Raw genomic sequence first — 15624 nt, forward strand, 5'->3', positions numbered from 1 at the left:
TTATTTCCTTTCAATATTTAAAGCATTCAATATTTCTTTTTGTCTTGAAAACATCACTTTTTCATCTTCTTCATTCATATGATCAAATCCAAGTAAATGTAATAAACCATGTGTAAATAAAAAACACATTTCTCGATAAAATGAATGACCATATTCTTCTGCTTGCATTTTAGCATGATCAATTGAAATAAAAATATCTCCTATTTCTCTTGGCATACCTTCAATATAATATTGTTCACTATCTTCTAAAGCAAAACTAATAACATCTGTACTACGATCAATTTTACGATATTCCTTATTGATTTCATGAATACGCTGATCATCTACAAAAATAACTGATAATTCTAAATCATCATGAATATCTAATTGTTTACATGCTTCTTTAATAATTTCTAAATAAATACTTTCATAATCTTCTTTAAAATCTTCTACTTCATTATTAAGTGCTAAATCTATTTCCATAATCTTCCTCACCCACTATTTTTCCTGAATCAATTATAACACAGTCAAACTGGCAGTTCATCATATTTATTTGATGAGAAACAATAATCACGATGATCTTTTGAAAATTTAGATAATTGATCAATAATTGTAATCTTTCTTGATCTATATTACTAAATGCTTCATCTAAAATCAAAACATCGGGTTCACTTAATAGTGCACGAATAATCATCACGAGTTGTCCTTGTCCCGACGATAAAAAACCACCCTGTTCATCCAGTTTCAAATCTAAACCATTTACTAAATCATCCAACATAAAATAATGCAATAATTCTATCATTTTATCCTCTAAAAACAAACGATCAAAAATCATATTCGTTCTTAATGATTCTTTATAAAAAACGGGAGTTTTATTTAAATATTTAATATGACTATAATAACTATTTAAATCAAGTTCTTGTAGATTGATTCCATTAATAACAATTTCTCCTTTTGTTGGTTGTAATTGATTCATGATAAGTTTCAAAAGTGTTGATTTACCACTTCCTGTTTTACCTTGAATAAATAATGAACGTTCTATTTTTAATTGAAAGTGATCAAAAAGGGGTCGGGTATAACCATAACTAAAACTTACATGTTTTAATTCAATGCTTTTTATCTTTTTGATTTTCTTTTTCCTCTCTCTTTTTTCAGGTAACATTTCTTTATATCTTTCAAAAATAATTTGTAATTCATCATGCATCGCAATAAAGACTGATATTTTCGTTAAAGGATTGATCATATAAGAAAGTAATAAATAAACAAGCATCACTGTTCCAAGGGTCATTTGTTGCTTTTTATAAATGATGATTGCCAATAATAAGACAGCCATAATCATGATTTGAATCAAGGCTTCTAATTGAACTTGATGAATATTGGTCATTTCATCATGATGATAGACATTCATAAAGTAAGTATCATAGAGATATCCTAGTTTATTTTTCATCATTTTTTTAACTTTAAACTGAATTGTTTGAAAATAGTTTTCTTGAAATTCTAATAGGCCATCATTTAAATGTTCTTTTTGTTCTAATATTTTTTTATTTTCAATATGTAGTTTTTTACTATAAAAATAAAATACTAAAAAAATAATAACCATCATCAATAAAACAATCAAAAACAAAAAGAATTGAATCGATAAAATAAAAATCAAAATGAAAAGCATTAAAATACTATCAATAAAGATCACATGATAAAATTCTATAAAATATTGACTTAATTCAAATAAATTTTGTGATCTTGATAACAATGTTCCTTTTTCTAAACCATCCATGTAATCATAATCTTGATAAATAAGATTTTGCATGGTTTTTAAAGCATATTCTTGATTAAGTTCTCTGCTTAATTCTAAAATTTGTTGTCTTCTTAAATAATCTAATAAAAGTTTAAAGGCATAGAGCACTGTAAAGCCAAGAGAAATGAAAACAATTTGATAGATTGGATACTTTGAAAAAGAATCAATCATCAATTGATAATAATAAGAAAAAATCATTGTAAGCATTGAAATAATAATGGTTTTAATCATCATCTTAATGATTGTTTGATAATGCTGTTTAAAATGATCTTTTAAAAAATTTTGAAAAGTATAATTCGTTCTTTTAGTAATTGGCATTCCTACATGATCAATCATGATAATAATTCCTGTAAACTGCTTTGAAAAACTTTCATAAGACATTTTTATGAGTCCTTTAGCTGGATCTCCTACTAAAAAATATCCATCTTTAACTTTATAGAGGATGACATAATGATAGAGATCATCTTGTTTTAAATGCACGATTGCTGGACAATTGACTTCTTCAAATAAATGTTTAAACTCACATTGATAAGCTTTTGCTTCTAGATGATATTTCTTTAAAACTTGTATCAATCCATAAACCGTAATGCCTTCTTTGGTAAGACGACAACGCTTTTTAATATTTTTAATTTCATCATCTCTTTTATAAAAGCTTAAGAGCATTTTAATACAGTATGCCCCACAACTGTTTTCATTATCTTGTAAAAAAATAGGATATTTCAACATATATTTATCACCTCATCATTATATATGTCAAAAACATCCTATTTTTCTTTTAATTTTTTCAATTTTTTAAATATTTTTTTCAATTGCTTGATCTAAAATAGCAATTGCTTGATCAACATCTTTTTCAGTTGTAATAAATGGTGGTAACATTCTTATAACATTCGCTCCTGCCATAACAACAATAAGTCCATTATCTAAACAAGTTTGAACAATATCTTTAACTGGTCGATCAAATTCTAAACCAATCATCAATCCTAAACCACGTCTTTCTTTAATACAAGAATATTTATCTTTTAAATCATCTAATTTTTCAATTAAATATTCACTGATATCTTGAACATGATCAAGCATTTTTGTTTCTTCTAAGATTTTAAAGACCGTTCTACATGCTTGACCAGCCATTGGATTTCCACCATAAGTAGAACCATGATCTCCAGGTTCCATCGCAGCAGCAAATTTTTTATTTGCGACAAAAGCTCCCATTGGAAAACCTGCTCCAATTCCTTTAGCTAAACATAAAATATCAGGTAAGATATCGTATTGGAAATAAGTCATGATTGTTCCTGTACGACCCATACCACATTGAACTTCATCTAAAATTAAAGCAATGTCTTTTTCATCACAAAGAATTCTTAAACCTGTTAAGAATTCTTTTGAACAAACATAGACGCCACCTTCACCTTGAACAGGTTCAACGATGATAGCTGCTGTTTTTTCATTTACTAATGCTTTAACACTTTCTAAATCATTGATATTGGCATATTTGACACCTTCAATTAAAGGTCCAAAAGCTTCTTGATAATGTGCGTTTCCTGTAAGTTTAACAGATCCTGTTGTTCTTCCATGGAAAGAATGATTTAAAGAAATAATTTCACTATCCGCTTTTCCATGTTTTTGATAATAATATTTACGTGCAAGTTTTAAAGCACCTTCTGTTGATTCAGCTCCTGAATTTGTAAAGAATACTTTATCTAATTTTGTAGCTTTTTTAACACATTCAGCTGCTTCAATTGTTTCAACAGTATTAAAGTAGTTAGAAATATGCATTAATCTATGTAATTGTTTTTCCATGGCTTCTACATAAGCTGGATAATTATAACCAAAAGAATTAACACCAATTCCTGAAAAGAAATCAATATATTCTTTTTGATTTACATCATATAAATGAATGCCATCTCCATGATCAAATGTGACATTATATCTTCCATAGGCATGCATTAAAGCATCCAATGATCTATCATAATAATTCATTTTTAGTCCCCCAATTGTACATTTCTTGCAAGTTTTTCATAAAGTTCAACGGCTTGTACTAAAACCTCTTCATGAAAATTGAAAGTTGGTGTATGTAGACCTGAAGTATATTCTTTACATCTTGTCCCCACATAAAAGAAAACACCAGGAATCACTTTTTGATAATGAGCAAAGTCTTCTGCTAACATCACAGGTTCTTCAAGTTCTTCGAAGTTTGCGCCAACATTCTTTTTAAGTTCTTCATATAAATGTGCATCATTTAAAACAGGTGGGTTAAAAGGCTGACAGGCAAAATCAATTTGACAATGATATGCTTGTTCCATTCCTTGATTAAACCCTTTCATTGCTTCTACAATACGTGAAAAAACTTCTTCACTATACGTTCTAAGAGTTCCATGGAAACTTGTTTGACTAGCCACAATATTTCTGACCGTTCCCCCGTGTATTTCACCTATATTTAAAACACAAGGTTGCATAGGCGAAATTATTCGTGAAATGATACTTTGATAATTACTAATCAAAAAACTCGCAATCACAATTGAATCAATTCCTTCATGATACTTACCTGCATGTGCACTTTTACCATGAACCGTTACATCCAATTCACCACTTTCAGCCATTAAAGGACCTTTACGACAAGCAATTTTTCCTTCATCAACATCTGGGAACATATGTAAACCATAAATTCCTTTAACATGATATTTTTCAAAAATACCTGTATTAATAATTGATGGTGCCCCATTGACCACTTCTTCTCCTGGTTGAAAAATAAGCAAAACATTATGTGGTAGATCTTGAACATCTTTTAGCTTATAAGCAAGTCCAAGAAGTGCTGTCATATGTCCATCATGACCACAGGCATGCATTTTTCCTTGATGTGTACTTTTAAATGATACACCTGTTTGTTCTTCAATTTCTAAAGCATCGATATCACTTCTAAAAGCAAGTGTTTTTTCTTTATGAAAATCAAGATAAACAGCGATTCCCGTCTCTGTTATTTTTAAAGGTTGATACCCCATTTTTTCTAATTCTTCATAAAGATACTTTGATGTTTTATATTCTTGAAAACCGATTTCAGGAATGGCGTGTAAATGACGACGCCATGTCCTTATTTGATCTAATAATTCTTCCATAATCGTATCCTAGATTTTACGTAAATCATCCATTAATTGTGTTTTACCTTCAGTTTTTTCATCTTTTTGTTCTTTGATGATTCTTGCTGGATTTCCAACAACAACCGCACCAGCAGGTACATCTTGAGTAACAATACTTCCTGCACCTACAACTGCACCTTTACCAATATGAACACCTTCGATAACAACCGCATTTGCACCAATTAAAACATCATCTTCTAGAATAACAGGTGAAGCACTAGGTGGTTCAATAACACCAGCTAACACTGCTCCAGCTCCAACGTGACAATGTTTTCCAACTTCAGCACGTCCTCCTAAAACAGCACCCATATCGATCATTGATCCTTCACCAATTTTAGCACCGATATTGATAACAGCACCCATCATGATAACGGCATTATCTCCAATAGAAACATTTTCACGAATGAAGCATCCTGGTTCAATACGTGCATTGATATTTCTCATATCTAACATTGGAATCGCACTGTTACGACGATCTTGTTCAATAAATGAATCTTTGATTAAATCTTTATTTTCTTCAACATAAGCATTGATGGCATCTAAATCTCCAATAGCAATTTTAAAATGACTATCTCCAAATAAATGGAATGCATCTGTATCAGGTAAATTTTCACCTTTTAAATACATTTTAATTGGTGTTTGTTTCTTTGCATCACCAATATACTTAATAATTTCTTCTGCTGTTTGTAACATAAATTTCCTCCTTATATTTTTATTTTTCCTTCAAACACAGTTGTTGCTGGACCTGTCATAAAAATATGTCCCTCTTGAAGTTCAATTTCTAACTTTCCTCCAAGAAGCTCAACTGTTGCTTTTTCTTTACAATAACCATTCAAATAACTTGCATACATAACGGCACAGGCACCTGTTCCACAAGCCATTGTTTCACCACTGCCTCTTTCCCATACACGCATTTTTAAATAATGATCATTGATTACTTCAACAAATTCAGTATTGACTGATTCTGGAAATATTTGATGATGTTCAAATTGTTTTCCTATTGTTTCAATATCAAAATCTAATGAATCAACATACGTAATGACATGGGGATTCCCCATAGAAACAGCTGTTAAAGCATATTCTTGATCTCCAATCATCACTTTTTCATTAATCATTTTTTCTTGATCAAAAATAACAGGAATGTCTTTACAATTTAAAATTGGTTCTTGCATATCTACTTTTGCGCCAACAACTTCATCCCCATCAAAAATAAGCTCTACAATACGTAAACCTGCCTTTGTTTCAATATTTAAAACCTTTTTATCTGTTAAATGATGGTCATAACAAAATTTAGCAAAACAACGAATTCCATTTCCACACATCATTCCTTCACTACCATCTAGATTGAACATACGCATTTTAAAATCATATTGATCAGACTTTAAAATAACGATCATCCCATCTCCACCAATACCAAAATGGCGATTAGAAATACGACTAATAAATTCAGCATCCATCGGTACTTCTTGATGGATCCCATCAACATAAATATAGTCATTTCCAATACCTTCCATTTTTGTAAAATGTAATTCCACTTTATCACCTCACATTGTTTAAAACAATTTTACCAAAATGATAATTTTTTTCAATCTTCTTTATCATTTAATTTTATGACATCACATAAAAACACATGATTGAACCATTGTTCTATTATAGTTTTCATCTATATTATAACCATGAAAGATTAATCATCTTTCGTTAAATAATAAATTCATATTCCCTTCCCAATTATTATTTAAACAAAAAAGTCTTTAAAAAAGGCTTTTTTTGTTTAATAAGAAATATTCAGTTCACAATTGTTTATTATGATAATAGCAAGAAAGATAAATAATATTTAAACATCTTTCTTAGAAAAAATTTTTTTCAAATTTCCTTCCCTTATAAAACATTATATATCGTAAACGAATAAAGGATCCTTCTTGGATCCTTTATTTTGTTTCTAATTCTTCTTTATATTCTAAATATTCATCGTATGTTGATAAACGATCAATCATACCATCTTTATTAAATTCAATAATTCTATTAGCAATTGTTTGTACAAATTGATGATCATGACATGTAAATAAAATATTTTCTTTAAATTGAATAAGACCTTGGTTTAAAGCTTGAATTGATTCAAGATCCAAATGGTTTGTTGGTTCATCAAAAATAAGAACATTAGCATCTTCCATCATCATTTTAGCAAGCATACATCTTACCTTTTCTCCTCCAGATAAAACATTGGCTTTCTTTAAAGCTTCTTCTCCAGAGAATAACACTCTTCCTAACCATCCTCTTAAATCTTGTTCATATACTGTTCCATCTGTAAATTGTCTTAACCAATCAACAAGTGATAATTCACAGTCATTAAAATATTTTGAGTTATCTTTAGGGAAATAAGATTGGCTTGTTGTCACACCCCATTTAAATTCTCCTTCATAATCTTCATCTTCACCCATAATAATTTTAAAGAAAGCTTCAGTTGCTTTATCATCTCCTACAAAAGCAACTTTTTCATTTGGTTGAATAGAGAATGAAACATTATTAATAAGCTTTTCTCCATCTACAACTTTTGTAAGACCTTCAACATTTAAAACAATATTTCCAACTTCTCTTCCTGGTTTAAAACCAATAAATGGATATCTTCTAAGAGATGGTTTAATATCGACCATTTCTAAGTTATCTAATAATTTCTTTCTAGAAGTTGCTTGTTTGGCTTTTGAAGCATTGGCACTGAATCTTGCAATAAATTCTTCCAATTCTTTTTTCTTTGCTTCAGCTTTTTTATTTTGATCTTTCGCTTGTTGAATTTGCATTTGACTATATTCATACCAGAAATCATAGTTTCCAACGTATAATTGAATACGGCTATAGTCAATATCAGCAATATGTGTACAAACTTTATTTAAAAAATGGCGGTCATGAGAAACAACAATAACAGTATTTTTGAAATTTAACAAGAAGTTTTCTAACCAATTAATACTTTTTAAATCCAAGTGGTTTGTTGGTTCGTCTAATAATAAAATATCTGGGTCACCAAATAAGGCTTGCGCTAATAAAACTTTTACTTTTTGATTTCCATCTAAATCTTTCATATACATATCATGAAACTCAGAAGTAATTCCTAAACCATTAAGCATTGTTTCAGCATCAGCTTCAGCGTTCCAACCATCCATATCCGCAAATTCACCTTCTAATTCACCAAGTAAAATACCATCTTCATCATTAAAATCTTCTTTTGCGTATAATCTTTCTTTTTCTTGCATGATTTCATAAAGTCTTTTATTACCCATAATTACAGTTTCAACAACTTTATTTTCATCATAAGCAAAGTGATCTTGTTTTAAAACAGATAATCTTTTATGAGGTTCAATAATAACTTCCCCTTTATTAGGTTCAATTTCTCCTGCTAAGATTTTTAAAAATGTAGATTTACCAGCACCATTGGCACCAATAATTCCATAACAGTTACCTTCTGTAAATTTAACAGAAACATTTTCAAATAATGCTCTATCTCCATATCTTAATGAGACATTTTGTGTTGATATCATATCGTCATTCCTTTCTTTTAAGTAGCTTTGGTATTATGACATAAAACACAAAAAATGTCTATTAAAAGTAGATAAAATGGATTTTCAATATATTTATTTAATTACAAATGACAATCTTGAAATATTTTTTCAATGACTTTCCATATCATCAAAGACGGGTTTTCTTTATAAAATTGATAGCCTCTATAATTTAGCGTATCCGCTTTTTTCTTTCATCTCTCATAATATTTTTCCTGCTTGTCTTGCATTAATTACTAAAAGTTTCCTATTTGAACTTTCAAGTCATTTTCTAACAACAATCTAATCCTTTCTATAAATGAAGGAACACTTTCATTTATGCTATATTGCCCCGTTTTTCTAAATTATGACATTAAAATAAAACATCCATTATTTATATATAGAAATTTAATTTTTGAGCATAAAAAAAGTGAATCCTTTATCGATTCACTTTTGTTAAATATCTTATTTATCTTGAGAATGTCTTTCACCAATTTGGAATTCTTCTTGATGATCAAACATATATCTTACTGAAATAGGTGTATCTCCTGTAAGTTCAGCAAAGTCTTTTGTATGAATATCCATTTTACCTTCTCTAATAGCTTGAGCAAATGTAACCATTCCATCTGATGAAAATGGTGCTTCTGAATCTTTTTGGAATACACCATCTGTTGTTCTAGGAACACCCATAGCATCCCAAATTTGATAGTTTTCTTCATCAGTCACATTCACAAATGGAACATGATTCCCTGTACTTACATCTCCAATAGCACAGAATGTTGAAATTGTCATTAATTCTAAACCATTGATGTTCCATACTTTTTGATGGAATTCATTTGATCGATGTAAAGCATAAGCTAATGCTTTAGCACAGTCTTTACGTGAAATGTAAGCCATCAAACCATCACCTTGTGAATTTGTAAGTGGTGCATTCATATGTGCATAAGTAAAGTAGTTTGTAACCATTGCTTCAGCATATTGAGAGTTTCTCATAAATTGATAATCTAAACCAACTTCTTGAATATATTTTTCAGTATAAATATGATCTTTCTTTTCTACTGATGGATTTGTTTCATCATCCGCATTGACTAAAGATGTATAAATAATTTGTTTAACACCTGCAGCTTTAGCAGCATCTACTGCATTTTTATGAGCATTTTGTCTTTTTGCACCAACAAATGGCATAGAAATCAATGCTAGAGCATCTGCTCCTTTAAAAGCTTCAGCTAATCCATCTGGATTATTAAAGTTTGTGACATGTGTTTCAATTCCTTTTTCAGCATATTTCTTTAGTGATTCTTCACTATATCCACAAAAAATTAAGTTTTCTACTGGTTCTAGTGTTAATAAAACATCAGCAGCTAATTGACCCAAGTTACCATCAACACCAGTTAATAATAATTTACCCATGATTCTTCCTCCTATTTTACAGTAATATGATAACATTTTCACAAGATAATCATAGTCCTTATTTATTAATAAAGACTATAAGTTTTACTTATAGTCTTTAACCAATACTTTTACAATTTCTCCATAGTATTGACTATGAACCCCTTCTTCTTGGTACCATTCATAAACATTTTCATCAACACTCTTTGAATCAAAATCACTTTTACCCATAACCTTACATAAAATAATGACTGAACTCTCTTCAAAATAAGGAGCAACATCTTCATTATTAACAGTCATTCCACACTTTTCCATTTTATTTTCATCTCTACCAGAAACACGTCCAAACTAACCTAATTGATTTTTATGTTCTTGATCCATAAAACATATAGAATAATATTTAGCATGATCAAAAATATGTTTTGAATAACGTGTTTTATGTACATAGACTGTAGCTTTCTCCATAAAAAACCAAATCCAGCCCAACCAATTGTAAGCTCGTTGGTTTCTTTTCCATCACTAGCAATCGCAATGGCTGGTTTTAAAAGGATTAATATATTTGATTAAATCTTTTACTTCTATTTCTTTCATCCAACTCATCTCCTTAAACACCTTTATTAATACCTATAATAAACAAAAATAGGCAATGGATTTGTCAGGTATATTAAATTATCCGGTACGCTATAAATTATCATGGGGAATGTTTCGAAATAATTTAAAATCGTAACATCCGTTTTTTATAAAATCTAACTAAAAAATAGGATATTGATATCTTATCAGTAATATTTATTTCTTACCAATTAATTCCTCAAACGTTATGTTTGAGGAATTATTGTAATTAGATACAATTGCTTCTTATAGTAGAATAATTTTATTATATAGATATTTAAAATTCCTATTTTTATTTTACAAAAGAAAAGACTGTATGAAATTAATTATTTAATTTCGTAACAGCTCCTTTTTAAATTGAATTATTCTTAAATTATAATCATTTAACACTAACAAATAATAATGTTATAAAGACATTTGAACATTGGAAAGAAGAGATACCCAACTTTTTTACATGGATAAATGAAGGACGTATATCCAATGGACCATGTAAAGGTAAAAATAATTATTAAAAAAAATCTTATCCAATGCCAATGGCATGTCCTATTTTCAACGTGCAAGAAAAAGAATCTTATATTCTCAAAATAAATTGGATTGTCAACATTTATACTTAATGAGTCATCAAAGCATCCTAATCTTACGCTCAAAGCCTCTTCAACTTCCTCCATCTCATACTCGTCTAACCGACCTAAACATCTAATTAATCTTGATTTATCAATCGTTCTTATTTGCTTGCACATTATTATAGAATCATGTTCAAGATCCTCTCGGCTGTTAATAAAGACATGTGTTGGTAAATTTTCTTTTTTCCCTACGTGAGATGTCAGTGATGCAACTATAGTAGTGCTACTAAAATAATTTCCTGCATCATTTTGTAAAATAACTACAGGTCTTATCCCACCTTGTTCAGAACCTTGATACGGATTTAAGTCGGCTACATATATTTCACCTCTACTGATTTTTTTATCATTGCATACTCCTTTCATATAATTACAATACTATTTAGTGTTCAACTCGCATAAATATGTTAAAAAAATCTCCTTAAATATAAGGAGATTCAATAAAGCATTTTTAAGTTATGATCTTTGAATTAATCATTAATGTTATAGCTATTTTTAATAACAATTATAAACAAATAAAAAAGATCATTTAAGGGGAATGATCTTCTTTATTTTTATAGGGAATTCGTGTAATAAAAAAATTAATATCTTGGGAAACTATTACTTAAAATGTAAATATATGAGATATAAATATATATGGGTTATCTCATTCTTTTACATGTTAATTTTTATTACAATTATTATTATAATGAAATATAACGAATTGAGTAGAGACAAGCATCCTAAATAAATCATTAGTATTTGTGCAATGTGCACAAATGATGTGAAGTGTTAAAAGCTTGTTTTTATTAATAAAATAATTTAAAAAAGACTGTCAACTTCATATTTGTCAACAGTCTTAAATCTCCTTAAAATAATGAGATTTATAAAACATTTTTAAGTTACGACATTTAAATTAATCATTAATGTCATAACCGTTTTTAATTAGAACTTCTTTAATTTTTTCAAGTGCTATTTAATAGAATAGTAAACCGCAAGTATACTACAGTTTTCTTCAATAGCAATTGATTCTAGAGTCTTACATTGAACATATTTTTTTAAAATACGTTCTTTTTCTTTGACTGGTAAATCTTTAATTGTTAACTCAATAAAACTTATTAATTCTTGATGTATCAATTCTTTCAACAATATGTTTTCGTTAACATCAAAGCCTTCTTTTTCTAATTCTAAAAATGGACTTCGATCTAACGAAAAATATCCCTTATGATAATCTACTTTTCTTTTATATACTGCATCAATATGATCATATTTATTCATTGTCTCATAAACATCCTGATCAACTTCAACAAAGCAATCTTGATTATAATATTTAGGATACATTTCTCTCAGGTTTACCCTAACTTTAGTTGACATATTATCCCTCCCTTCTTCATAAACTGAGAGAAACAACTGTCGAGCTTTAAGTTTTATAAAAAAAGCTCTAATGATTTTGGGGTCTCATTAGAGCATACTTAAGTTATTCAATTTTTAAAAGATTGATGTGTGAGTTAATCTTCTTTTTTTAATTTGTTTGTACTGAATTTTCTTCTTCTAATTTTTGTTTTTCTAATAATTTAAAGAATGGATAGTATAAAACCATGTCTAAAATAATTAAACAAATAACCATGATTGCTGCTTTGAAATCCATACATCCAAGTGCGGCTCCAAGTGGCGCTGGTGTTGTCCATGGTGTTTCAATAATTCCTTTTCCTACAATATGGAAGGCCATTAAGCCATAAGCAATAATTGAATTGATTACTGGTACAAAGATAAATGGAATCATCATTAATGGATTTAAAACCATTGGTAAACCAAAGATAATCGGTTCATTGATATTAAAGATTGCAGGTCCAATTGATAATTTTCCTAATGTCTTTAATTCTGCTGATTTAGATCTCAACAACAAGATACAAAGTCCCATTGTTGCTCCTCCACCACCAAGTGTAATAACATATGACCAGAATGGTTGAGTAAAGAAATGTACGATTGGTTGTCCAGCAGAGAATGCTGAAATATTAGCAATTAAATACATTTGCATAAATGGTAAACGGATTGGTTGAGTAATACTTGCTCCATGTAATCCAAAGAACCAGAATACTTGAGCAATCATGGTAATTAAACAAATACCAACTAATGAATCAAGTCCTGAAATTGCAGGTGCTAAAACTGTCATGATCATATTTGGTAAAAGTTGTCCGCTAAAGTTTTGTACAACTAAAGAAAGACCATAAAAAATGATTACACAAATAAATAATGGTAAGATTGCATCAAAAGATGAACTAATTGCTGGTGGAACACCTTCAGGCATTTTGATACGAATGTCTTTTTTAAACATAAAATGCATAATTTCCACACAACCTATAGCAACCAAGATTGCTGTAAAGATACCTTTGGCATCTAAATAGGTCGTTGGTATGTAATTACCAGCTAAAGCTAATAAATCTGTTGCACTTTTCCCATCAACAATAAGATTTGATGCTACTGCTGAAGTTGTTGGTGCAGATACAATTAAAAATACTGCTGTTGATACGATTGCTGAATTTAATTTTGGCATTTCGTATTCATCTGCTAAATGATAAGCAATTGCAAATGCAATAAATAATCCCATTAATGCCATTGTCATATTATAAGGCAATTGCAACATTGCTTTGTTGGCTTGCGCCCAGTTATACCAACCATTTAACATGTCAGTAATAAATCCCCAATTTGGAAGTGTTTCTGGTTTAAAAGGTGGTGTTGAAATAATTAAACATACCCCTCCTAAAATAGATAACGGAATTGCTACTACCATTCCATCACGAATAGCAGCCAAATGTCTTTGATTCCCTAATTTGTTAGCAATTGGTACAAGTGTACGGTTTGCAAGTTCATTAAATTTTTCCATGAAATTCATGAAAGTTCCCTCCCTTCTTGCTATAGTGAAATTATATAGCTGTAGCACATTCAAATTCTTTTGATTTCCATAATAAAAAACATCTTTCCAATTACTTGAAATCTTTTCCAAATCATGGAAATAAATTGTTTTATTTTTTTTATCTGCATTTGTTTTTTTATGTTGACACTCCCTTTTTATTTTTTATAATGAAATTGTGTGTGAGTTATATCTTCTTATAAAACAGGAGGATATATTATGAAGTTAATCATTGAAGAAAATGAACAAAAAATGAGCGAAAGTGCAATGCACATTTTACTTGGAGCAATGATGCAAGATAAAAGAGTCAACATCTCTTTAACCGCTGGACGCTCTCCTATCAATCTTTATAAGATGATGGTTCCTTATGTTAAAGACCAAGAAAAATTCAAAGACATTCAATACTATCTTTTTGATGAAGCACCTTATCAAGATAAACCACATGGCCCAAACTGGGAAGAAATGCAAGAACTATTCTTTAAAGATGCAAATATTCCTGATGAAAGAATCCATACAACAACAATGGAAAATTGGGAAACTTATGATCAAGAAATCAGAGATGCTGGTGGTATTGATGTTATGTTGATTGGACTAGGTTGGGATGGACATTTCTGCAGCAACTGTCCAAGATGTACACCTATGGATAGTTATACTTATCCAATGGATCGTAAAACAAAAAATGCAGCTAATCCAACATATCCAGCAAGAGATCATCTACCAATCACTTTATCAATGGGTCCAAAAAGTCTAATGAGAGTAAAACACCTTGTAATGATTGTTACTGGTAAAGAAAAAGCTCAAATTTTAAAACAAGTGTTAGATTCACCAATTTCAGATGAACTACCAGCAACTGTTTTAAAATTACATCCTAACTTCACTGTTATCTGTGATAAAGATGCTGCATCTTTATTAAATATGGATGATTATAAAAGATTATAAAATCTTTATAGAAAGCTTCGGCTTTCTTTTTTTATTTCCAATATTTGGAAATAATTTCTACCTTTTGGAAAAGCAAAAGTAAATAAAGCATTCATTTGTTATAATTTTTCTATCCTGGAGGACTACTTATGAGAAAAAATAAAACAAAAAATAACAAAAGCAATAAAAACAGAAATAATATGGATATTATCGAAACACGTGTTAGAAGATTTGTAGCTATGATCATCGATTGGTATCTTACTAACATGCTGGCTGCTATCCCTATTACCTTCTATTTAAGAGGAAATGACTACTTAAAGCCTTATATGTTTGATTTAACACACTATGATTTTTCTATAGGTCTTGCTTTAGGTCTTTATGGTGTTTTGATTGGTATTATTTACTATGTATTTATTCCAACATATCTTTTTAAAGGACAAACACTTGGTAAAAAAATATGTAAGATCAAAATCATTAAAGAAAATAATGAATCAATCAATTTAAAAGATATGATGTTAAGAGAACTTCTTGGAGCATCCTTACTTGAAGGTGGAATGATTATCATTCCAACCTATATAAGAAAGCTGCTTCCATTATTTAAACTTACAATGATTGTTGATCCTTTAAAATATATTGCCTATGCTTTAACTATCGGTTCAATTATCTATGCTTATTTCCAAGCAAATACACAATCTTTTCATGATAAAGTAGCTAAAACTATTGTTGTTAAACAATAATTAACTATGGTATAATTATCTAAAATATA

14 protein-coding genes are annotated in these 15624 nt (G+C 29.3%); 2 read left to right on the forward strand and 12 right to left on the reverse strand.

The genetic code is table 11. The annotated features are described in order from the left end of the window. The 12 genes from ybeY to OCV55_RS04425 all read right to left on the reverse strand — a co-directional run bounded on the left by ybeY (nt 1) and on the right by OCV55_RS04425 (nt 13922). The gene (gene ybeY, locus OCV55_RS04370) at nt 1-462 is read right to left on the reverse strand and encodes an rRNA maturation RNase YbeY (RefSeq protein WP_032091524.1); all 462 of its coding nucleotides are present in this window, start codon (nt 460-462) and stop codon (nt 1-3) included. Next, nucleotides 440-2500, reverse strand: coding sequence for a cysteine peptidase family C39 domain-containing protein (locus OCV55_RS04375; protein WP_147579918.1), 2061 nt, complete (start codon nt 2498-2500; stop codon nt 440-442). Before OCV55_RS04375 ends, ybeY begins: the two co-directional genes overlap by 23 nt. A gap of 66 nt (nt 2501-2566) precedes the next feature. Next, nucleotides 2567-3751: an aspartate aminotransferase family protein gene (locus OCV55_RS04380; protein ID WP_032091525.1), complete on the reverse strand. Its 1185-nt coding sequence runs from the start codon at nt 3749-3751 to the stop codon at nt 2567-2569. Between the two features lie 2 nt (nt 3752-3753). Further along, entirely contained in the window at nt 3754-4884 is a 1131-nt protein-coding gene (locus tag OCV55_RS04385) for a M20 metallopeptidase family protein (protein WP_147579919.1), read from the reverse strand. A gap of 9 nt (nt 4885-4893) precedes the next feature. Beyond that, nucleotides 4894-5598 carry a 2,3,4,5-tetrahydropyridine-2,6-dicarboxylate N-acetyltransferase gene (dapD, locus tag OCV55_RS04390; protein ID WP_022002193.1) on the reverse strand — a complete coding sequence of 235 codons (705 nt, stop codon included), beginning with the start codon at nt 5596-5598 and terminating at the stop codon, nt 4894-4896. An 11-nt stretch (nt 5599-5609) separates the two neighbouring features. Beyond that, entirely contained in the window at nt 5610-6440 is an 831-nt protein-coding gene (dapF, locus tag OCV55_RS04395; RefSeq protein WP_117826017.1) for a diaminopimelate epimerase, read from the reverse strand. A 393-nt stretch (nt 6441-6833) separates the two neighbouring features. Next, on the reverse strand, nt 6834-8435 hold the full coding sequence (locus tag OCV55_RS04400) for an ABC-F family ATP-binding cassette domain-containing protein (protein WP_032091527.1): 1602 nt from the start codon (nt 8433-8435) through the stop codon (nt 6834-6836). Nucleotides 8436-8897: 462 nt separating this feature from the next. Further along, the gene (locus OCV55_RS04405) at nt 8898-9842 is read right to left on the reverse strand and encodes an NAD(P)H-binding protein (RefSeq protein ID WP_117867700.1); all 945 of its coding nucleotides are present in this window, start codon (nt 9840-9842) and stop codon (nt 8898-8900) included. 84 nt (nt 9843-9926) lie between these two features. Further along, nucleotides 9927-10136, reverse strand: coding sequence for a hypothetical protein (locus tag OCV55_RS04410; RefSeq protein ID WP_147579920.1), 210 nt, complete (start codon nt 10134-10136; stop codon nt 9927-9929). A 683-nt stretch (nt 10137-10819) separates the two neighbouring features. Further along, nucleotides 10820-11416 carry a type II toxin-antitoxin system PemK/MazF family toxin gene (locus OCV55_RS14195; RefSeq protein WP_449670192.1) on the reverse strand — a complete coding sequence of 199 codons (597 nt, stop codon included), beginning with the start codon at nt 11414-11416 and terminating at the stop codon, nt 10820-10822. 585 nt (nt 11417-12001) lie between these two features. Then, a complete protein-coding gene (locus OCV55_RS04420; RefSeq protein ID WP_147579921.1) occupies nt 12002-12403 on the reverse strand; it encodes a hypothetical protein in 402 nt (133 codons plus the stop codon). 148 nt (nt 12404-12551) lie between these two features. Continuing rightward, nucleotides 12552-13922 carry a PTS sugar transporter subunit IIC gene (locus tag OCV55_RS04425; RefSeq protein ID WP_147579922.1) on the reverse strand — a complete coding sequence of 457 codons (1371 nt, stop codon included), beginning with the start codon at nt 13920-13922 and terminating at the stop codon, nt 12552-12554. 237 nt (nt 13923-14159) lie between these two features. Here OCV55_RS04425 and OCV55_RS04430 point away from each other — a divergent pair, with 237 nt between their 5' ends. Both OCV55_RS04430 and OCV55_RS04435 read left to right on the forward strand, forming a co-directional pair. Further along, entirely contained in the window at nt 14160-14879 is a 720-nt protein-coding gene (locus tag OCV55_RS04430) for a 6-phosphogluconolactonase (RefSeq protein WP_032091554.1), read from the forward strand. Nucleotides 14880-15007: 128 nt separating this feature from the next. Then, a complete protein-coding gene (locus tag OCV55_RS04435) occupies nt 15008-15595 on the forward strand; it encodes an RDD family protein (protein ID WP_227360266.1) in 588 nt (195 codons plus the stop codon). The last annotated feature ends 29 nt before the right edge of the window (nt 15596-15624 follow it).

The organism is [Clostridium] ammoniilyticum (assembly GCF_025566905.1).
Taxonomy (GTDB): domain Bacteria; phylum Bacillota_I; class Bacilli_A; order Erysipelotrichales; family Coprobacillaceae; genus Faecalibacillus; species Faecalibacillus intestinalis.